The organism is Acetobacter estunensis, from assembly GCF_019083805.1.
GTDB classification, from domain to species: domain Bacteria; phylum Pseudomonadota; class Alphaproteobacteria; order Acetobacterales; family Acetobacteraceae; genus Acetobacter; species Acetobacter estunensis_A.
In genome coordinates this window covers 13,378-31,465 of record NZ_JAHRDV010000022.1, presented here as the reverse complement: position 1 = coordinate 31,465, position 18,088 = coordinate 13,378, and the positions used below count along the sequence as shown (strand labels likewise).

The 18,088-nt window shown below is 60.7% G+C and carries 17 protein-coding genes and 2 tRNA genes; 10 read left to right on the top strand and 9 right to left on the bottom strand.

Going from position 1 to position 18,088, the window contains the following annotated elements; translation table 11 throughout:
- The 6 genes from atpD to KUA11_RS16030 form a co-directional block, all read right to left on the bottom strand.
- Window positions 1-1,063, bottom strand: a 1,063-nt coding sequence (gene atpD, locus KUA11_RS16055) for a F0F1 ATP synthase subunit beta (RefSeq protein WP_217411958.1), incomplete at its 3' end; no start/stop codon positions are given.
- Between the two features lie 57 nt (window positions 1,064-1,120).
- Window positions 1,121-2,002, bottom strand: coding sequence for a F0F1 ATP synthase subunit gamma (locus KUA11_RS16050; RefSeq protein ID WP_166316359.1), 882 nt, complete (start codon window positions 2,000-2,002; stop codon window positions 1,121-1,123).
- A 15-nt stretch (window positions 2,003-2,017) separates the two neighbouring features.
- Entirely contained in the window at window positions 2,018-3,553 is a 1,536-nt protein-coding gene (atpA, locus tag KUA11_RS16045; protein ID WP_166316362.1) for a F0F1 ATP synthase subunit alpha, read from the bottom strand.
- Window positions 3,553-4,236: a F0F1 ATP synthase subunit delta gene (locus KUA11_RS16040; RefSeq protein ID WP_217411956.1), complete on the bottom strand. Its 684-nt coding sequence runs from the start codon at window positions 4,234-4,236 to the stop codon at window positions 3,553-3,555. Before KUA11_RS16040 ends, atpA begins: the two co-directional genes overlap by 1 nt.
- A 101-nt stretch (window positions 4,237-4,337) precedes the next feature.
- On the bottom strand, window positions 4,338-5,810 hold the full coding sequence (locus KUA11_RS16035) for an MFS transporter (protein WP_254454992.1): 1,473 nt from the start codon (window positions 5,808-5,810) through the stop codon (window positions 4,338-4,340).
- Window positions 5,811-5,862: 52 nt separating this feature from the next.
- Window positions 5,863-5,936: transfer RNA gene (locus KUA11_RS16030), tRNA-Gly, on the bottom strand.
- A 255-nt stretch (window positions 5,937-6,191) separates the two neighbouring features.
- Here KUA11_RS16030 and KUA11_RS16025 point away from each other — a divergent pair.
- From KUA11_RS16025 to nusG, 3 genes are all read left to right on the top strand, one after another.
- Window positions 6,192-6,268 (top strand) — tRNA-Trp (locus tag KUA11_RS16025).
- A 155-nt stretch (window positions 6,269-6,423) separates the two neighbouring features.
- Window positions 6,424-6,618, top strand: a complete 195-nt coding sequence (secE, locus tag KUA11_RS16020) for a preprotein translocase subunit SecE (RefSeq protein WP_166316371.1) — start codon at window positions 6,424-6,426, stop codon at window positions 6,616-6,618.
- A 10-nt stretch (window positions 6,619-6,628) separates the two neighbouring features.
- Window positions 6,629-7,159 (top strand): transcription termination/antitermination protein NusG, encoded by a 531-nt coding sequence (gene nusG / locus KUA11_RS16015; protein WP_166316374.1) that lies wholly within the window; start codon window positions 6,629-6,631, stop codon window positions 7,157-7,159.
- 188 nt (window positions 7,160-7,347) lie between these two features.
- Here the strand turns inward: nusG and KUA11_RS16010 are convergent, their stop codons facing one another.
- Together KUA11_RS16010 and zwf are read right to left on the bottom strand one after the other, a co-directional pair.
- Window positions 7,348-7,845: a DUF2501 domain-containing protein gene (locus KUA11_RS16010; protein ID WP_217411954.1), complete on the bottom strand. Its 498-nt coding sequence runs from the start codon at window positions 7,843-7,845 to the stop codon at window positions 7,348-7,350.
- A 111-nt stretch (window positions 7,846-7,956) separates the two neighbouring features.
- Window positions 7,957-9,462, bottom strand: a complete 1,506-nt coding sequence (zwf, locus tag KUA11_RS16005) for a glucose-6-phosphate dehydrogenase (RefSeq protein WP_217411952.1) — start codon at window positions 9,460-9,462, stop codon at window positions 7,957-7,959.
- A gap of 123 nt (window positions 9,463-9,585) precedes the next feature.
- Here zwf and KUA11_RS16000 point away from each other — a divergent pair, with 123 nt between their 5' ends.
- From KUA11_RS16000 to KUA11_RS15980, 5 genes are all read left to right on the top strand, one after another.
- Window positions 9,586-10,608, top strand: coding sequence for an aspartate-semialdehyde dehydrogenase (locus tag KUA11_RS16000; RefSeq protein WP_217411950.1), 1,023 nt, complete (start codon window positions 9,586-9,588; stop codon window positions 10,606-10,608).
- A 205-nt stretch (window positions 10,609-10,813) separates the two neighbouring features.
- Window positions 10,814-11,290 (top strand): succinate dehydrogenase, cytochrome b556 subunit, encoded by a 477-nt coding sequence (sdhC, locus tag KUA11_RS15995; RefSeq protein WP_217411948.1) that lies wholly within the window; start codon window positions 10,814-10,816, stop codon window positions 11,288-11,290.
- 1 nt (window position 11,291) lies between these two features.
- Window positions 11,292-11,702 carry a succinate dehydrogenase, hydrophobic membrane anchor protein gene (sdhD, locus tag KUA11_RS15990; RefSeq protein WP_217411946.1) on the top strand — a complete coding sequence of 137 codons (411 nt, stop codon included), beginning with the start codon at window positions 11,292-11,294 and terminating at the stop codon, window positions 11,700-11,702.
- Window positions 11,703-11,781: 79 nt separating this feature from the next.
- Window positions 11,782-13,593: a succinate dehydrogenase flavoprotein subunit gene (sdhA, locus tag KUA11_RS15985; protein WP_166316392.1), complete on the top strand. Its 1,812-nt coding sequence runs from the start codon at window positions 11,782-11,784 to the stop codon at window positions 13,591-13,593.
- 28 nt (window positions 13,594-13,621) lie between these two features.
- A complete protein-coding gene (locus KUA11_RS15980) occupies window positions 13,622-14,404 on the top strand; it encodes a succinate dehydrogenase iron-sulfur subunit (protein ID WP_217411944.1) in 783 nt (260 codons plus the stop codon).
- A gap of 91 nt (window positions 14,405-14,495) precedes the next feature.
- On the opposite strand, the gene KUA11_RS15975 is transcribed toward KUA11_RS15980, so the two are convergent.
- A complete protein-coding gene (locus KUA11_RS15975) occupies window positions 14,496-16,109 on the bottom strand; it encodes a tannase/feruloyl esterase family alpha/beta hydrolase (protein WP_217411942.1) in 1,614 nt (537 codons plus the stop codon).
- Window positions 16,110-16,404: 295 nt separating this feature from the next.
- Here KUA11_RS15975 and KUA11_RS15970 point away from each other — a divergent pair, with 295 nt between their 5' ends.
- Both KUA11_RS15970 and KUA11_RS15965 read left to right on the top strand, forming a co-directional pair.
- Window positions 16,405-17,493, top strand: a complete 1,089-nt coding sequence (locus KUA11_RS15970) for a DUF3500 domain-containing protein (RefSeq protein WP_217411940.1) — start codon at window positions 16,405-16,407, stop codon at window positions 17,491-17,493.
- Window positions 17,490-18,062: a hypothetical protein gene (locus tag KUA11_RS15965; RefSeq protein ID WP_254454991.1), complete on the top strand. Its 573-nt coding sequence runs from the start codon at window positions 17,490-17,492 to the stop codon at window positions 18,060-18,062. The genes KUA11_RS15970 and KUA11_RS15965 overlap by 4 nt, the downstream gene beginning before the upstream one ends.
- Window positions 18,063-18,088: the final 26 nt, after the last annotated feature.

The following is an 18,088-nucleotide window of genomic DNA, read 5'->3' as shown; positions in this document are numbered from 1 at the left end:
CGATCGAACGGTTCAGAACCGTCGTGGCGTCAAGATGCGCGAAGGTCGCGGCAGGAGCCGGGTCGGTCAGATCGTCGGCCGGCACGTAAACGGCCTGAACCGAGGTGATCGAACCCTTCTTCGTGGAGGTGATGCGTTCCTGCAGGGCACCCATTTCCGTCGCCAGCGTCGGCTGATAGCCCACGGCCGAAGGGATACGACCCAGCAGCGCGGACACTTCCGAACCGGCCTGCGTAAAGCGGAAGATGTTGTCCACGAAGAACAGGACATCCTGACCTTCTTCATCGCGGAAATATTCCGCCTGCGTCAGACCGGAGAGAGCAACACGGGCACGTGCTCCCGGCGGCTCGTTCATCTGGCCGTAGACCAGCGCCACCTTGGAACCTTCGGTGTCGCCGTTTTCACCGATCTTGATGACGCCCGCATCCTGCATTTCGTAATACAGGTCGTTGCCTTCACGGGTACGCTCACCCACACCAGCGAACACCGACACACCGCCATGGGCCTTGGCGATGTTGTTGATCAGTTCCTGAATAATAACGGTCTTACCAACGCCAGCACCGCCGAACAGTCCGATCTTGCCACCCTTCAGGTAGGGGCACAGCAGATCGACGACCTTGATGCCCGTGACCAGAATTTCGGACGCGGCAGCCTGATCCTCGAAAGACGGAGCCTCACGGTGGATCGGCGCCCGGCGAGCCGTCTTGATCGGCCCCTGATCGTCGATGGCCTCACCGATCACATTCATGATGCGACCAAGAACCTCGGGACCGACAGGCACGGAAATCTGCGCACCGGTGTCAACCACTTCCTGTCCACGAACGAGGCCGTCCGTGGTGTCCATGGCAATGCAACGAACCTCGTGCTCACCAATTTCCTGCGCCACTTCGAGCACCAGCGTATGTTCGCCAAGCTTCGTGTGCAAAGCGCCAAGAATCTTGGGCAGCGTGCCCTCGAACTGCACATCAACGACGGCACCACGAATTTCCGTGATACGGCCAACATTGTTCGAGGAACCCGAGGCTGAAGACTGGGCCGGGGTCTGGGTGGTGGTGTCCGACATGGGATCAGCTCCTGCGGGCAAATACGGTCTGGATGGGGCGGGATCGGATGAAGACGCTCAGAGCGCCTGTGCACCCGAAATGATCTCGATAAGTTCGTTGGTGATGTTGGTTTGACGTGTCCGGTTGTAGGTCTGGGTCAACCGGTCGATCGCCTTGCCAGCATTGCGGGTCGCGTTGTCCATGGCGGTCATTCGCGCGCCCTGCTCACCAGCGGCAGATTCAAGCAGCGTTGCATAGATCTGCACCTGCAGATTACGCGGCAGCAGACGCTCGAGAAGTGTCTGCTCATCTGGCTCGAACTCGTACTGAGCGGCATCCGGGTCCGGCTTCGCTTCCGTCGCGTCGAGCCCCAGCGGAATCAGTTGCAGGGGCGTAGGCACCTGCGACATGACATTGCGGAACTGGTTATAGATGACAGTGCAGACGTCAAACTCGCCGTTTTCAAGACGCTTCGTGATTTTCGCGCCAAGATCGCTTGCTGCCGAGAAAGGGATTTCCTTCCCACCAACGCCGATCACGTGATCAATGATCAGATCAGCGTAATCGCGCGAAAGAAAGTCGAACCCCTTGCGTCCGACAGGAAGCAGTTTGACCGTCTTGCCTTCGGCCTGAAGGCGACGAATCGTCAGCTTTGTCGTGCGATTGATGTTCGAGTTGAAGCCACCTGCCAGACCGCGATCACTCGTGATCGGAATCAGCAGATGCACACGGTCATTACCCGTGCCCGCCAGAAGCTGCGGCGCGCCATCCTGACCCGCCATCGCCCCTGCAAGCTCCCCCAGCATCTGGCGCATGGCCGCTGCATAGGGACGTGCTGCCTCAGCGTGTGACTGGGCGCGACGGAGCTTCGCCGCCGCGACCATCTTCATCGCGCTCGTGATCTTTCGCGTCGATTTGACGCTGCCGATCCGGGCGCGGAGTTCCTTTAGGGAGGCCATGAGCGATACTCGCTATCAGGCCGCAAAGCGACGGTTGAAGTCCGTCAGGAACTCACCAATCTTCGCTTCGAGATCCTTCGTCACCTGACGCTCGGTCCGCAGCGACTGAATGATGTCCTTTGCCGGACCGCGCAGTTCGCTCAGCAACTTCGTCTCCCAAGGCACCACCTGATCGACAGCGACATTGTCGATGAAGCCGCGTGTGCCAGCGAACAGGACAACCACCTGCTCTTCCCATGCCAACGGAGAGGATTCCGGCTGCTTGAGCAGTTCGACCAGACGCGCGCCGCGCGCCAGCTGCTTCTGGGTCGCCGGATCGAGATCGGAGGCAAACTGCGAGAACGCGGCCATTTCACGATACTGAGCCAGCTCGAGCTTGATCTTGCCCGCAACCTGCTTCATCGCCTTGACCTGGGCGGCCGAGCCAACACGCGACACCGACCCACCGACATTCACAGCCGGACGAATGCCACGATAGAACAGATCCGTCTCAAGGAAAATCTGACCGTCAGTGATGGAAATCACATTGGTCGGGATGTAGGCGGCAACGTCACCAGCCTGCGTCTCAATGACCGGCAGCGCCGTCAACGAACCCGCACCGAACTTATCAGACATCTTCGCCGCACGCTCCAGAAGACGGGAGTGCAGGTAGAACACGTCACCCGGATACGCTTCACGTCCCGGCGGACGACGCAGCAGCAGGGACATCTGACGATAGGCCACGGCCTGCTTGGACAGATCGTCGTAGCAGATCAGGGCGTGCATGCCGTTGTCACGGAAGAACTCACCCATCGCACAGGCGGCGTAAGGAGCCAGATACTGCAACGGAGCCGGCTCGGAAGCCGTAGCGGCCACAACGATGGAATAAGGCATCGCGCCCTGCTCTTCCAGCGTGCGAACAAGCTGCGCAACCGTGGAACGCTTCTGGCCGATTGCCACATAGATGCAATAGAGCGACTTCTTGTCGTCACCCAGAGCATTGACATTCTTCTGAGCAAGGATCGTGTCCAGCAGAATCGCCGTCTTGCCGGTCTGACGGTCACCGATGACCAACTCGCGCTGCCCACGTCCCACCGGCACCAGCGCATCAATCGCCTTGATACCGGTCTGCATCGGCTCGCTGACCGACTGGCGCGGCATGATGCCCGGCGCCTTCACCTCGGCCGGGGTCATCTTCACATCGGTGAGCGGCCCCTTACCGTCGATCGGGTTACCGAGACCGTCAACCACACGACCAAGAAGTCCTTTACCGACGGGCACTTCCACGACAGTGCCGGAGCGGTTGACCGAGTCACCCTCACGGATTTCGACATCGGAGCCGAAAATCACGACACCGACATTGTCATCTTCAAGGTTAAGGGCCATGCCCTTCTGACCGGCGGAGGGGAAATCCACCAACTCGCCAGCCATGACATTCTGCAGACCATAGACGCGCGCGATACCGTCGCCCACGGACAGAACCGTGCCGGTCTCGGCCGTCTCGGTCGTCGTGTCGAACGAAGCGATCTGCTGCTTGAGGATATCCGAAATCTCGGCGGGACGGATTTCCATCACGCGGCTCCCTTCATGGCATAATGCAAGCGAACAAGGCGGGATTGCAGGCTGGTGTCAACAAGACGCGGACCGACGCGCACCACGAGACCACCGAGGATCTGGGGATCGACCCGCTCATCAAGATTGACACGCGAATAACCAGCTTCGGCCAACTTGCCCTGCAACTGGGCACGCTGCGCCGTGGTAAGCGGCTCTGCGCTGACGACTTCGGCCGTGATCTCGCCCCGACGGGCGGCAGCCACGGCCAGCACAGCCGCAAGAATCTGACGAAGATGCGGAAGACGACGGTTGTCCGCAATCACACCCACAAAATCTCTCAACAAGGTGTCGAAACCCTGCTTTTCCAGTACGGCAAGGACAGCCTTGCGCGAGTCACGGATGTCGAGACGTGTGTCGCTCAGAACCGTCTGAAACTCGGGCGTTTCGTCGATAAGGCGCACCAGCACATCGACCTGAGGCAGAACCTCGTCCAATTTACGACGGTCTGCCGCAAGATCGTAAAGCGCAGTCGCATACCGACCCGCGAGACCACCCGTTCCGACAGGGGACCGGGCAGCGGATTGGGTACTTGTAACAGCAGTGGCCACTGTCGGCTTCTTCCTTCTGCGTTCCCCAGGGGCGTCTGCAGACGCGCTCCCGGCCCGGCTCTTTTCCGGGCCCGATAACGCGCCCGGCCGCATTTCTTAATTGACGGCGCCTCTAGCATGGAGCTTTCGGGGGCGCAACAGAACAGACAGCGCACGCACTGATTTCCCCCGAGAAACACCGTGATCGGGGGAAATCAGCCCTGCGGAGAAGAATCGAATCCATCCGCCATGCGGCGCGCCACCAACTGCGCGTGACGACTTGTTCCGAGGAGCGCAATTACCCCCACAAGAACACCGCCCCCTGCAGCCAGCCAACACACTGACCGCATGAGACCAAGGAAATCCGCAGAAAGGCGTCCACCAGCAGATGCCTGCAGCGCCTCAGCCGCGCCAACGCTTCCCGCAATAGCCACACCCAGCGCCGTCCCGATCTGGCGACTTGTGGAAGCGACAGCCGCCGCCACGCCCGCCTGACGACGCGGCATGCCGGACACCGCCGCATTGGTGATCGGAGCGTTGCAAAGCCCGAATCCCGCACCCAGCACAGCATAACCGGCCGCACGCCATCCCCATGAGACCGTCGCGTCCAATCCCGTCAGCATCAGCGGCCCTGCAGTAAGGCCACCGGCCGCCAGCAATAACGGAAGGCGCGCTCCCCGTGCGGCCACCAGACGGCCCGACAGAGGCGCACCGATCATGACCGCGACGGCAAGCGGCATCAATTCAAGCCCGGCCCTGCCCGGCGTCATGCCGCAAAATTCCTGAAGATAGAGTGTATTGAGGAACAGCAGCGACGCGAAAATCGCAAAACACAGAACTGCCAGAATCACGGAGGAAGCAAAGGGCGGCGAACGGAAGAAGCGCATATCCAGCATCGGCTCGGCGCGGCGCCTTTCGATCAGCACGAAGCTCACGCTCCCCACAGCCGCGAGAACGAACAGCCCCCGAATCGGAGACGATCCCCACCCAAATCCCGGCCCTTCGATCAGAGCCGCCACAAGAGCCACCGTCGTCAATACAGCAAAACTCTGCCCCGGAAAGTCGAATCGACGAGGCACCGGAGACCGCGATTCCGGGATAAAACGAAGCGTCAGAATCAGTGCCAGCACGCCAATGGGCAGGTTGATCCAAAACACCATGCGCCAGCCGAAGAAATCACTGATCGCACCACCGGCCACAGGTCCGATTGCAAGCGCGGCTCCCGACATCATTCCCCACAACCCGATCGCCCGCGCCCGCGCCGCTGGTTGCGTAAAAGTATTGGTAATGATGGACAGGGCCACTGGATTGAGCATGGCACCCCCTACCCCTTGCAGAGCGCGCGCAGCGATCAGAGCGCCGCTGGAGGTCGCCATGCCGCAAAGCGCGGAGGCGAGACAGAAAACGACAATTCCGGTCAGAAAAATACGCCGCCTGCCAAAACGGTCGGCAAGAGTTCCCGCCACCATCAGCAGGGCTGACACCACCAGCGTGTAGGCATCCACAATCCACTGCAAGGCTGGAAGCCCGGCGTCGAACGCCAGCCGGATCGAAGGAAGCGCCACGTTGACGATGGTGACATCCATCATCACGAGAAACAGACTCAGACAGCAGGCGCCCAGCACCAGAAAAGGACGGACAGGGGAAGATGACACGGCCAGCCTCGTATCGCCGGATGCCATACGCATCCCGCTCTGCGGGCAAACGGACCCTGCATCCTTTATTTTAATGGGTGGAGAATGGAGCGGGCGAAGGGAATCGAACCCTCCTCAGAAGCTTGGAAGGCTACTGCATTACCACTATGCTACGCCCGCGTCCTAGGGCGGTCCTTTACTGCATTTCACACAAAGCGGCAAGCCATTCGAACATCTTTGCATCCGACAAACAGAAATTTTCGGCATCTTTCCAAGGCTGCAAATGGAGAGCGTGCAGCCTCGAAGGACAATCTTGTTTCACCCCCTTGACTTTGACCTCCCGACATATTCTTTTCCGCCAACTGTAACCGGGTCGTTGACCGTCGGCTCCCCGCTCTCGGGCGGGGTCGAGCGGGATGACCGGGTGCAGTTCGCAGGGGTGTAGCTCAATTGGCTAGAGCGCCGGTCTCCAAAACCGGAGGTTGTGGGTTCGAGACCCTCCACCCCTGCCAGACGCGATCCGCGGCGCATTGACCAGCCTGTAAGGCGGCCAGTGCAAGGCGGCCGCGGGATGACCGGTTCGCCCGGTCCGGGCGAGGTTTCCCGGCCTTGACGGGTGCGGGCGTTGTGCCCGTTCTCCTGACAGCCGCAACGACAAGGTTTTTTCGTGTCTGCGAGTCCAGTCAAATTTTTCCGTGACGTGGAGGCTGAGGCCAGACGGGTTACGTGGCCCTCACGGAAAGCGACGCTGGTCACGACGGGCGCCGTGCTCGCGATGGCTTCGCTCGCGTCCATTTTCTTCTTCGTCGTGGATCAGGTCATCGGCCTCGGCGTTCGTGAACTTTTCGGGCTGGGAGGCTAGGAAGACCGGCATGGCCAAGCGTTGGTACGTCGTCCACGTCTATTCGGGTTTCGAGAAGAAGATCGCGACCCAGATCATGGAAGAAGCGGCCCAGAAGGGCCTCTCCGATCACATCGAACAGGTGCTGGTCCCCTCGGAAGAGGTAGTCGAGGTCCGTCGTGGCCAAAAGGTCAACACGGAACGCAAGTTCTTCCCCGGCTATATCCTCGTGAAGATGGAACTGACGGACGAAGCTTGGCATCTCGTCAAGGACACGCCCCGCGTGACCGGCTTCCTCGGTTCCAAGACGCGCCCGAGCCCCATTCCCGAGGCGGAAGCCGAGCGGATCATGAAGCAGGCACAGGAAGGTGTGGAACGTCCCCGTTCTTCCGTCACCTTCGAGATCGGCGAGCAGGTGCGTGTGGCCGATGGTCCCTTCACCTCCTTCAACGGTGTGGTTGAGGAAGTGGACGAGGACAAGCAGCGCCTCAAGGTCAGCGTTTCAATCTTTGGCCGTTCCACACCGGTCGATCTGGAATACAGTCAGGTCGAGAAGCTCTGAGTTTCAGCGACACCACAGAATTTTGAACAGCCCCCGTGCTTTGCACGGGGGTTTTCCTTTGCCCGCCGCTTCGCAGAGCTACACCGCAAAATGCAAGAAGGGCGCAGCCACCAAGCACCGAAACGATGCTGGCTTGCTGCGCCCTCTTGTCCCGTCCGCCGCTCAGAAACGGCGGACGTCCGCAATGATCAGATAAGCGATTTGGACTGCTGCAGGACCATCTTGCAGAGCTTGGAGCGGACCTGCCCCTTCAGCGAAGACAACGAGAGCTGATTGCCATTGCCTGTCTGGAGCAATCCCTGCTGGCCAGCGGCATAGGATGAATCGCTGGTCACGGAAGACTGCCCCGTCAGCGTGCTCAGGGTGGACTGTGCGGCCGAGCTGCTCACTAGTTGGTTCTGCACGCAGTAGCTCAGCACGCCCGTGAGATTGCTTGTGCCTACCGAGCTGAGTGAGGGAATACCCAGCGAGCCCAGTAGGCCGGAGCCGGACGGCAACAGACTGGCGGCGCCACTTGTCCCTGTAGCCGCAGTGCCTGCCGTGCTGCTACCGCCCAGCGCATTGCCCAGCGCGCCTTGAGCCGCACCCTGTGCGACATTACCCCATCCCTGAGCCTGCGCTGCCGAGGCACCCGTCAGAGCAAGCCCGCCAACAAGCGCGAAAGCCGCAAAACGACGAATCATCATGAATATAATCCTTTCGGTCCGACCGATCCCGGAACAGGGAGCGCCCCTCTTCCGCCATAGCCAGTCGTGATGACTGTTCAATACGGCAGAAAGGCGGCGTGAGAAGGCATGTCAGCTTCCCACCTGCCCATCTGTTTCCGTCGCCTTTTCCCACACGCGGCCGTCACGCGCGAGGAGTTCCTGCGCTCCCGCGGGACCGTCCGAGCCAGCGCTGTAGGATTCCGGCGCGCCACCGTCTTTCCATGCCTGAAGAACCGGCTCCAGCACCGCCCATGCCCGTTCCACGTTGTCCGCGCGCTGAAACAGCGTGTGGTCTCCATACAGACACCCATACAGAAGAGCCTCGTAACCCACATCTGGATGCACGGGCGAAAACTCACGCTCAAACATGCGAGCCACCATAGCCGTCTTGGACAGTCCCGGACCCTGCGCCAACCCTTCAAATCCGATCCGCACACCCCCATCGGGCTGGATGCGGAAGATGATTCGATTCGGTCGGTTGGCTCCTTCCACTTCCGCCAGTGCTTCAGCAGCCCGGAAGGTCACGACTACTTCCGTCACGCGATTGCCCATCGCCTTGCCGGTGCGAAGATAAAACGGCACCCCTTCCCAGCGCGGTGTGTCCACATGCAGTTTTAGAGCGACAAACGTCTCGACCCGGCTCTGCGGATCGACACCCGGCGTGGTCCGATAGGCTGGAACGGCCTCGCCCGTCACGACCCCGGCCTCATACTGTCCACGCACCACATCACCAGGCTGCACTGGCTCAATGGCTTCAAACAGCGCCTGACGGGCCTCGGACAATCCTGCTCCTGCCAGTGAGGTCGGCGGCTCCATCGCCACGAGGGAGAGAAGCTGAAAGAGATGGTTGGGCACCATGTCGCGAAGCGCACCGGTCGATTCGTAAAAGGCGCCACGGGTGCCGACCGTGATCGTCTCAGTGGCAGATATCTGAACATTGTCGATGAAGCGGCTGTTCCACACTGGCTCGAACAGCACGTTGGCGAATCGGGTGATGAGGATGTTGCGCACCTCCTCTTTCCCGAGAAAGTGATCGATGCGGAAGATCTGCTCGGGCTTCATCACCGCTGCGCACTGACGGTTGAGCGCCTGCGCGCTGGCCAGATCCAGCCCGAAAGGCTTCTCCACCACAACCCGGCGGAAACCTTCCGGCGTTTCGTCCAGAAGCCCTGTCTTCGCCAACTCCCCGATGACCGGGCCGAACAGACGCGACGGCACCGCAAGATAGAAGATGGCATTGCCGCTTACATGAGGCCGTAATCCCGCCAGCCCGTCCGATTCGGCAAAGTCGAGCCGCACATACTCCAGCCGGTCGGCCAGCCAGTTCCATATCTGCTCATCAATGCCCGTGGCCTGAAACTCCGCCAGCGGATCGCGCGTGGTCTCGGCAAGAAAATCGCGCAGCGAGTCCCGCCAGTTCCCGGTGTCACCCTCGACTCGATCCACTCCCACAATGCGAAAAGCCTCCGGCAACAGGCCGCTTCTCCGCAAATCGTAAAGTGCGGGCACAAGCAGGCGGCGCACGAGGTCACCCCGTGCGCCAAACAGAACAAGAGTCGCGGCGGGTGTGGATGAGGCAGTCGTGGCGGTCGTCATGAACGGGATACTCCCTCGATGGAGACGCGGCAGACGGCGGATACCGGCCTTTCGTCGCACGCCCCGGTGCTATAGGTGTCACCTCGCAATTCCGCGTCGGACGTGGAGAAGAGAGGAACGAACATGGGTTATCGCGTAGCGGTCGTGGGCGCGACAGGGGCTGTCGGGCGTGAAATCCTCAAGACGCTGCATGAACGGGAGTTTCCTGTCGATGACATCGTGGCGCTGGCGTCGCCGCGCTCGGCAGGACGGGAAGTGTCCTTCGGGGACCGCACACTGAAGGTGCAGAATCTCGAGACCTTCGATTTCACCGGCTGGGATGTCGGCCTGTTCTCGCCGGGTGCAAGCGTGTCGGCCATTCATGGTCCTCGCGCCGCGAAGGCCGGCTGCATCGTCATCGACAACACCTCCCAGTTCCGCATGGAGCCGGACGTGCCGCTGGTGGTGCCCGAGGTAAATCCCAACGACCTCAAGAAGGCCAAGCGCGGCATCATTGCCAACCCGAACTGCTCGACCATCCAGATGGTCGTGGCGCTCAAGCCGCTGCACGATCTGTTCACGCTCAAGCGCGTGGTCGTTGCCACCTATCAGGCTGTAGCGGGAGCCGGCACGGACGGGATGCACGAGTTGGAACAGCAGACGAAAGGCACCTTCGTGGGCGATCCGCCCGTGATCGAGCAGTTCCAGAAGCAGATCGCCTTCAACTGCATTCCGCAGATCGACCGTTTCATGGATGACGGCGCGACCAAGGAAGAGTGGAAGATGGCGGTCGAAACCAAGAAGATCCTCGACCCGGATGTGTCCGTCATCGCCACCTGCGTGCGCGTGCCGGTCTTCATTGGCCATTCCGAAGCTGTCGTTGCGGAGTTTGAGGAGCCTGTGGATCTCGCCCGCGCCCGCGAAGCCCTGCGCGAAGCCGAGGGCGTGGTGCTGCTCGACAAGCACGAGGACGGTGGCTACGTCACCCCCATCGAATGTGTGGGAGAAGACGCCACCTATGTCTCCCGCCTGCGCCTCGACCCTACCGTTCCCAACGGTCTGGCGTTCTGGTGCGTGTCCGACAATCTGCGCAAGGGCGCGGCCCTGAACGCAGTCCAGATTGCCGAAACCATGATCGCGCTCGATCTGTTGCCGAAACGACACTGATCGTTTCGATTTGCGACATATGTGTCCGCCGTCAGGGCGGACACTCCTCGCACCTATCCCATACATGCTCTCAAGAAACGTGATCTACCCTCTCGGTCTCGTGTTTCTCCCTCGAATTGACCCGCCCAACCCCCGGGCGTAGGACCGATTTCGGAATGACGCCGTTCATGCACGGCGTCTGGTTGGACGAAACGACGAGGCGACGATGCAGGATGTTCGGGAAGCGCTCTATGTCGGGAGCCGCAGCGACGGCAAACTAATACGACGGCCCATGTCACCGCATCTTCAGGTCTACAAGATGCGCCTGTCGATGTTTCTTTCCATTTCCAATCGCATCACCGGTGTCGTCGCGACGGCCGGTTCCGCGCTTGGAGTGGTATGGCTCGCAGCACTTGCTCGCGGTCCGAAATCCTTTGCCAAGGCACGCAAGGTAACAGGTAATCCGCTGGGGCAGCTCGTGCTGTTCGGCTGGATCATCTCGCTGGTGTGGCACACGATCGGTGGCCTGCGTCACTTCATCTGGGATGCCGGTCACCGCTACGACAAGAAGGAACTCAACGAGGACGGCCCCGTGGCCATCGGCGTGATCGCCGGTGTCGGTGTCACGCTGGCCACCGCCCTTCTGGCCACATCGTGCTGCCGTGCGCGCCACCGCGCCAAGCTGCTGAAGAAGGCATCCTGAGATGAACGCAACGGCTCCTTCGCATCATACCGTGATGCGCTCCCAGCTCGGCCGCGCCCGCGGCCTTGGCTCGGGTCACTCCGGCACGGAACACTGGATTGTCGAGCGCGTCTCGGCCGCCAGCCTGCTGCCGCTATCGGGCTGGTTCGTGATCCAGATGTTCCGCCTTGGCGGCGCGGATTACGAGGACGTGACGAAATGGGGCGGCAAGCCCGTCAACGCCACACTGCTCGCAGCCCTCGTCGCCACCAGCTTCTATCATGCCGAAGCCGGACTTCAGGTGATCGTGGACGATTACGTGCACGGCAAGGCCACAGCGCCTGCAAAGCTGCTGGTGCGTTTTGGCTGCGGCATCTTCGGTCTGCTGGGCCTCGTCTCCGTGCTGAAGCTCGCACTCGGACGCAAGGGCTGATCGCCATCATGTCCGGCGTGCACCGTCGGACTTTCATGCTGCTTATGACTGGTCGCAAGACAACGGGAGCGCCGTCACGATGAACGCAATTTCCTCTCCTTCGCGGGGAGCCTACCGCATTGTCGATCACGCCTATGACGTGGTGGTGGTCGGCGCCGGTGGTTCGGGTCTCCGCGCCACGCTGGGCATGGGCGCCGCAGGGCTGTCCACCGCCTGCGTCACCAAGGTTTTCCCCACACGAAGCCACACCGTCGCCGCTCAGGGCGGTATCGGAGCGTCGCTCGGCAACATGGCCGAGGACAACTGGCGCTGGCACATGTACGACACCGTGAAAGGGTCGGACTGGCTGGGCGATCAGGACGCGATCGAGTTCATGTGCCGCGAGGCCGTCCCCGCCGTGCACGAACTCGAACATTTCGGTGTGCCTTTCTCGCGCACTGAAGACGGCAAGATCTATCAGCGCCCCTTCGGCGGCCATATGAGCGACTTCGGCAAGGCCCCCGTGCCCCGCGCCTGCGCCGCCGCCGACCGCACGGGTCATGCGATCCTGCACACGCTGTATCAGCAGTGCCTCAAGCACAACGTCGAGTTCTTCGTTGAATATTTCGCGCTTGATCTCATCATGGACGCCGAAGGCGCGTGCCGTGGCGTGATGGCGTGGTGTCAGGACGATGGCACGATCCATCGCTTCAACGCAAAGATGGTGGTGCTGGCGACAGGCGGTTATGGCCGCGCCTACCAGTCCTGCACTTCGGCCCATACCTGCACGGGTGACGGTGGCGGCATGGTCATGCGTGCCGGTCTGCCGACACAGGACATGGAATTCGTGCAGTTCCACCCCACCGGCATCTATCCGGCGGGCTGCCTGCTTACGGAAGGCTGTCGTGGTGAGGGCGCCTATCTCACCAATTCCGAAGGCGAGCGCTTCATGGAGCGTTACGCGCCGACGGCCAAGGATCTGGCGTCGCGTGACGTCGTCTCCCGCGCCATGACGGTGGAAATTCGCGAAGGCCGTGGCTGTGGTCCGAAGAAAGACCACATGATGATGCATCTTGAGCATCTCGGCTCGGACCTGCTGCACGAACGCCTGCCTGGTATCATCGAGACCTCGCGTATCTTCGCCGGCATCGATGTGACGAAAGAGCCTGTGCCGGTACTGCCGACCGTTCACTACAACATGGGCGGCATCCCCACGAACATTCACGGCGAGGTGGTGCGCCCCACCCCCGACGACGTGAACGCCGTGGTGCCGGGCCTGATGGCCGTGGGTGAGGCTGCCTGCGTGTCCGTGCATGGCGCGAACCGTCTGGGCACGAACTCGCTGCTCGATCTGATCGTCTTCGGTCGCGCCGCCGCCAAGCGCGCCGCCGAAGTGGTCAAGCCGAGCGACTTCGTCAAGCCGCTGCCGGCCGGCGCAGGCGAGGAAGCGCTGGATCGTCTGGATCGTGTGCGCAACGCCAAGGGTGGCACCCGCGTGTCCGAACTGCGCGATCGCCTCCAGCGTGACATGCAGACGCACGCCGCCGTCTTCCGCACGGAAGAAAGCCTCAAGGAAGGCTGTGACAAGATCCGCGACATCTGGAAAGCCAAGGACGACATGTCGGTGGCTGACCGGTCGCTGATCTGGAACAGCGACCTGATGGAAGCGCTTGAGTTCGACAACCTGCTTGCCAACGCCACTGTGACGCTGGAAAGCGGACTTGTTCGCCACGAGAGCCGCGGGGCCCATGCCCGCGACGATTATCCCGATCGTGACGACGTGAACTGGCTCAAGCACAGCGTGTCATGGCTCAACGACAAGGGTGAGACGAACATGACGTATCGCCCCGTACACATGAAGACCCTCACCGACGAGGTGCAGGTCTTCCCGCCCAAGAAGCGCGTCTACTGACCCGCCGTCAGACCAAGGGAGACTGGACATGGTCGAACTGAGACTTCCGCGGAACAGCACGGTGGGCAAGGGACAGTTCTTCCCTGCCCCCGCCGGCTCGAAGAACGTGCGGACGTTCAAGATCTATCGCTGGACACCGGACGACGACAGCAATCCGGTGATGGACACTTATGAGATCGACATCGACACCATTGGACCGATGGTGCTCGACGCGCTCATCCACATCAAGAACGACGTCGATCCGACGCTGACGTTCCGTCGCTCCTGCCGTGAAGGCATTTGCGGTTCGTGCGCGATGAACATCGATGGCGAGAACACGCTGGCGTGCCTCAAGCCGATCCGCGACATGAAGGGGGATATTCTCATCAACCCCCTTCCCCACATGCCGATCGTGAAAGATCTGGTGTCCAACCTCGACGGTGCTTACGCCCAGCTCCGTTCCATCGAGCCGTGGATGAAAGCCGACAGCGCTCCGCCGCCCGATGGCGAGCGCCGTCAGTCGCCGGAAGAACGCGCCAAGCTGGACGGCATGTGGGAGTGCATCCTGTGCTTCTGCTGCACCACGTCGTGCCCGTCCTACTGGTGGAACGGGGACCGCTACCTCGGCCCGGCCACGCTGCTCGCGGCCTATCGCTGGATCGCCGACAGTCGTGACGAGCATCAGGGAGACCGGCTGGACTCGCTGGAAGACACGTTCAAGCTCTATGCGTGTCGCACGATCATGAACTGCACGCAGACCTGCCCGAAGGGTCTGAACCCGGCCAAGGCGATTGGCCGGATCAAGGAGTTGCAGGTCGAGCGCAAGCTCTGAGATCTGCCGCAGGTTGTGAAAAAGGGCGTCGGAGGGAAAACCTTCCGACGCCCTTTTCTTATTGGGCCACTTTTGGAAAGAACTGTGTCCCTTACGGCTGACGAGCGGGCCCAACACAGGCAAAGCTCGCGGCATCGTCCATGTTTCCCTGTCCGTCATAGCGGGCGACACTCGGCCACGCGCAGAGCGGGCGGGTGCGCACGACTTTGCCATCTGTCACACGGGACGCGATGAGTTTTTCCGGAGCCTGATGACGGCTGACCCAGTTGTCCATGGCGCCAAGTTTACTGAACGTGTCGCAGCCGGCTCCGCCGTAACAATGACCCATACCGGGGATGACAATGAGCCGCATCGCATCCTTCGCGGCCGGATCGGCATGTTTGAGCACGGACTGATAATATCCAGCCAGTTGCTCAGGATTATGGCCGTCATTCCAGCCAATATACATTAGCAGCCGGCCGCCATGACGAAAGAACGGTTCCAGATTGTCATCGACGTGCAGCAGCGGTCCGACCTTTCTGGTCGCCTCAGCGATGTCCGTGTCCCAGTTGAGAGTCGTCCAGTCCCAGTTCGGATTCTGAAATGCAGCATATTTGAAAAGATCGAGCGCCACCGGAAAAGCTTTTCCATCGGCGGAAAAACCGTCCTCGCTGCCTTTTGCCGGTCCGGGGAAAATCACCTCTCCCGTGCGCGGGTTGACCGGACCTCGGTAGATCTGTTCTGCCGCCTGAACTTCCGATGCGGTCAAACACTCAGAACTGTCCGCGCCTGTGCAGAGAAGCTGCTTGGGCGTAAAGGTGCAGGCATCCGGCTCATCAAGAAAGCCCTGCTTTTTCCCAACCGGCGAGGCACAGGCATTCATCACTGCCTTATTGAGCAGTTGGAATTTCGCACGCGCCACCCGCAAAGCCGGGTTGTGATAGCTCATCCAGCCCGCCCAAAGCTGTTCGGCATTGAAATCGACAATCGGATTGGGAGGCGCGCCCGCGACGATGCCATCGTAATCGTCCGGATAGCGTTTCGCTTCGATCAGACCTTCCAGTCCTCCAAGAGAACAACCGATCCAATAGGCGTGGGAAGCATTTTTGCCGTAAAAAGCGTGAATCAGGGATTTGGCTGTGGTCGTCATGAGATGATCGGCGCGATACGCGTAATCAATCAGCTTCTCCGGATGACCGAGAGTAAAGCGTCCGCCCTGCCCTTCCGGCGTAGCGCTGTCATGACCGGTATCGGTGCTGGCGACGGCATATCCTTCGCCCACACCCGTGACCATGCCGTCATACATCAGCGAACCGGCCCAGCCGAAATTGCCGACACCCAGCAGTTTGCCGTTCCACCCCTTCAGAGGCAGCCAGACTTCCGTGCGTATTTGGGAGTCCGAAGAAGGACGAAGGGTAAGGGCCACGCGGCAAAATGCAGGATTCGCAGGTTGGGTGGGATGCCCCGCAAGATTCATGCCGGGAGCGGTCATGATGTGTGTGAGCTGGTTCTGTGGAGAGCGCCAGACCCCGGCCTCAACGGTCTCGACCGTCGTGAATGTCGCATTCGGAATGGCATGATGCACGAGATCGGCACAATCGGCCGCGTGCGCTGCGGTTGGTCGGAGCATGGGAGCAGCGGTCGTGAGGAACGTACCCGTGGCAAGCACGCATAACAGCGCCTGCCGCTTGGAACGTGGAAAAGAAACAGGCTGAAAGCTCGGCATGACGGATTCCCGGTAAGCTTGATGGTTCGGGGCGTCATGCGGGCGGCATGACGGATACGACAATGTGAACGCGGAAAAGGGAGGTGGGTAAACCCCTTGATCGCATGACAAGGGCGCGGCAAGCTCTTGTCGTGTTGAGAATGAAAAGCAGATACCGGAAAATGACCAGCGGGACATCATGTTTCTGAAACGAAATGGTTTTTTGATCGCAAGCACTCTCCTGTTGGGAGCACTGCCCGTCAGCGGAGACAAAGCCTCGGCGCAAACAGCATCGGCGGCACTTTCGGGAAACAGCATGTCCATAAACCAGACCCAAATCATCACTGAAGCGGCCAAGGCTTTTCTCGAAACGTTCACCCCGCAAATCCGGCCAACGGTGCAATTTCCCTTTGCAGCCGCGAAACAGGGCACGCTGGCAAGGTTCCGCCGAACCGGACCGGGGCAACCCGTGGTGCCGGTGACGGACGATCAGCCCCAGACACCAGTGGCGCGGGGACCGGGCATGGGGCCGCCGGGCGGATTTATCGGTGAGCGGTATGGCAAAGCGGTCTGGTCGAACTTTCCGGTCAGCGATGTGCCGCGCCCCGGCCTGCAAATGGGACAACTGACAGCGCCCCAGCGAGACGCCGCGCTGCATCTGTTACAGACTCTCCTGAGCGCCAAAGGCTATCAGAAGGTGCTGGACATCATGGGCTCGGATCAGGCTCTGGCCGACAGCGGCACGCCGTTTGCGTCGGGTAAGGCGGTTTACACGATTGGCATATTCGGTGAGCCGTCCACCACAACCCCGTGGATGGTGCAGTTTGGCGGCCATCATCTCGGCCTCAATGTAGTGATCGACGGCGAACATGGCGTCATGACACCGACCCTCACCGGAGCGCAGCCCGCAATCTATCGGACAGAGGGCCGGACGGTGCGCGTGCTGGCGGGAGAGAATGACAAGGCGTTCGCTCTGCTGGCCTCGCTGAACGCCCAACAACGTCAACAGGCCGTCCTGTCCTATCAGGTTGACGATCTGGTCTCCGGTCCCGGTCACGATGGTGAAGTGATCGTTCCTGAAGGAATCAAAGGCTCTTCTCTCACCATCATGCAGAAAAAACTGTTGATGGATGTCATTGAGGAATGGGCCGGCATCATCAACGACGCTTACGCCGCTCCGCGTCTGAAAGAGATTGAGGCCGGACTGGATGAGACATGGTTCGCATGGAGCGGGCCACTGACGCATGTGTCCGGACATAACGGCTCGTCCTATTACCGGATTCAGGGCCCACACCTTCTGATCGAGTTTTCTCCGCAGGGTGTGGGCGGCGATGCTACGATGCATGTTCACACGGTCTATCGCGACCCGACAAACAGCTATGGCAGCCGATTCACTGTCCGATGAAAAAACGCGTTTGGTGTGCGCTGGCCGTCGTTGTCAGCACAGGATTTCCTAGTGTTGGCATGGCGCACCGACTGGATGAATATCTTCAGGCCACAACGATTACCTTGAAACACGACAGAGTGCTCTTTCGTTTACGGCTGACACCGGGCGTCGATGTGGCGGATCAGGTCATCGGACAAATCGACCGCAACGGCGACACGATTTTGTCGCCTGACGAACAGACCGCCTATGCGAAAAAGATCGCCCGAGCCCTGTCCGTTTCACTGAACGGAAAAAGCGCCCCTCTTCGTTTCGACGGTGGCGCTTTCCCTGCAACGACTTTCCTGCGAGCGGGCTCGGGCGTCATGGAACTCCAGTTCGATCTGCCCATGCACATGACCGCCGGGCATTACCGTCTGACCTATACAAACGCCACCACCGAACCGGATGTTGTGCATCTGGTGAACTGTCTGGTTCCACAAGACCCGACCATTCACGTGACCGGACAGGAACGATCGAAAGATCAGTCTGTCTATCAGCTCGATTTTACCGTCATGGACGGCCGATCTGCGCCACATCCCACGCAATAGCTCCATTTGTCCGAGTGACAGTCACG

What these genes read in the sequence shown, in the direction of transcription:
- KUA11_RS16050 (WP_166316359.1), bottom strand. Translation starts at nt 2,002, where the DNA reads ATGGCCTCCCTAAAGGAACTCCGCGCCCGGATCGGCAGCGTCAAATCG.
- atpA (WP_166316362.1), bottom strand. Translation starts at nt 3,553, where the DNA reads ATGGAAATCCGTCCCGCCGAGATTTCGGATATCCTCAAGCAGCAGATC.
- KUA11_RS16040 (WP_217411956.1), bottom strand. Translation starts at nt 4,236, where the DNA reads ATGCGGCCGGGCGCGTTATCGGGCCCGGAAAAGAGCCGGGCCGGGAGC.
- KUA11_RS16035 (WP_254454992.1), bottom strand. Translation starts at nt 5,810, where the DNA reads ATGCGTATGGCATCCGGCGATACGAGGCTGGCCGTGTCATCTTCCCCT.
- nusG (WP_166316374.1), top strand. Translation starts at nt 6,629, where the DNA reads ATGGCCAAGCGTTGGTACGTCGTCCACGTCTATTCGGGTTTCGAGAAG.
- KUA11_RS16010 (WP_217411954.1), bottom strand. Translation starts at nt 7,845, where the DNA reads ATGATGATTCGTCGTTTTGCGGCTTTCGCGCTTGTTGGCGGGCTTGCT.
- zwf (WP_217411952.1), bottom strand. Translation starts at nt 9,462, where the DNA reads ATGACGACCGCCACGACTGCCTCATCCACACCCGCCGCGACTCTTGTT.
- KUA11_RS16000 (WP_217411950.1), top strand. Translation starts at nt 9,586, where the DNA reads ATGGGTTATCGCGTAGCGGTCGTGGGCGCGACAGGGGCTGTCGGGCGT.
- sdhC (WP_217411948.1), top strand. Translation starts at nt 10,814, where the DNA reads ATGCAGGATGTTCGGGAAGCGCTCTATGTCGGGAGCCGCAGCGACGGC.
- sdhD (WP_217411946.1), top strand. Translation starts at nt 11,292, where the DNA reads ATGAACGCAACGGCTCCTTCGCATCATACCGTGATGCGCTCCCAGCTC.
- sdhA (WP_166316392.1), top strand. Translation starts at nt 11,782, where the DNA reads ATGAACGCAATTTCCTCTCCTTCGCGGGGAGCCTACCGCATTGTCGAT.
- KUA11_RS15980 (WP_217411944.1), top strand. Translation starts at nt 13,622, where the DNA reads ATGGTCGAACTGAGACTTCCGCGGAACAGCACGGTGGGCAAGGGACAG.
- KUA11_RS15975 (WP_217411942.1), bottom strand. Translation starts at nt 16,109, where the DNA reads ATGCCGAGCTTTCAGCCTGTTTCTTTTCCACGTTCCAAGCGGCAGGCG.
- KUA11_RS15970 (WP_217411940.1), top strand. Translation starts at nt 16,405, where the DNA reads ATGTCCATAAACCAGACCCAAATCATCACTGAAGCGGCCAAGGCTTTT.
- KUA11_RS15965 (WP_254454991.1), top strand. Translation starts at nt 17,490, where the DNA reads ATGAAAAAACGCGTTTGGTGTGCGCTGGCCGTCGTTGTCAGCACAGGA.